We start from the raw sequence: 973 nt of genomic DNA, 5'->3' as shown, positions 1-973 counted from the left end.
GCTGCACCGACAGCCACTGCTACACAATCTTTCTGTAATGCTGCCACTATTGCAAATTTATCAGCCACAGGAACAGCCATCAAATGGTACGCTGCCTCAACACTTGGTTCAGAATTGCCGACTACAACTGCCCTGGTCAGCGGTACGACTTATTACGCATCGCAAACACTGAATTCGTGCGAAAGCACGAATCGTACAGCAGTCACTGTAACAATAAACACTACAGCAGCCCCGACAGCAACTGCTACACAATCTTTCTGTAATGCTGCCACTATTGCAAATTTATCAGCTACAGGAACAGCCATCAAATGGTATGCTTCCTCAACACTTGGTTCAGAATTGCCAACGACAACTGCACTGGTCAGCGGAACGACTTACTACGCATCGCAAACACTGAATTCCTGCGAAAGCACGAATCGTACAGCAGTCACGGTAACGATCAACACTACAGCAGCACCGACAGCAGCCGCTACACAATCTTTCTGTAATTCGGCTACTATTGCGAATTTATCAGCTACAGGAACAGCCATCAAATGGTACGCTGCCTCAACGCTTGGCTCAGAATTGCCAACTACAACGGCACTTGTCAGCGGAACGACTTATTACGTATCGCAAACACTGAATTCCTGCGAAAGCACGAATCGTACAGCAGTCACGGTAACGATCAACACTACAGCAGCACCGACAGCAGCCGCTACACAATCTTTCTGTAATTCGGCTACTATTGCGAATTTATCAGCTACAGGAACAGCCATCAAATGGTACGCTGCCTCAACGCTTGGCTCAGAATTGCCAACTACAACGGCACTTGTCAGCGGAACGACTTATTACGTATCGCAAACACTGAATTCCTGCGAAAGCACGAATCGTACAGCAGTCGCAGTAACGATTAACACTACAGCAGCACCAACAGCAACTGCTACACAATCTTTCTGTAATGCTGCAACTATAGCCAATTTATCAGCTACAGGAA

General features: G+C 47.1%; 1 protein-coding gene. It reads left to right on the top strand.

Annotated features, from left to right (window positions below; genetic code table 11):
- The coding region (locus GXM17_RS21370; protein WP_482788941.1) for an Ig-like domain-containing protein at positions 1 to 973 on the top strand (973 nt) is incomplete at both ends.

This window comes from Flavobacterium fluviatile (genome assembly GCF_010645065.1).
Taxonomy (GTDB): Bacteria; Bacteroidota; Bacteroidia; order Flavobacteriales; family Flavobacteriaceae; genus Flavobacterium; species Flavobacterium fluviatile.
Note: the sequence above shows the minus strand (reverse complement) of the source record. Positions and strands in the feature narration are given on the sequence as shown.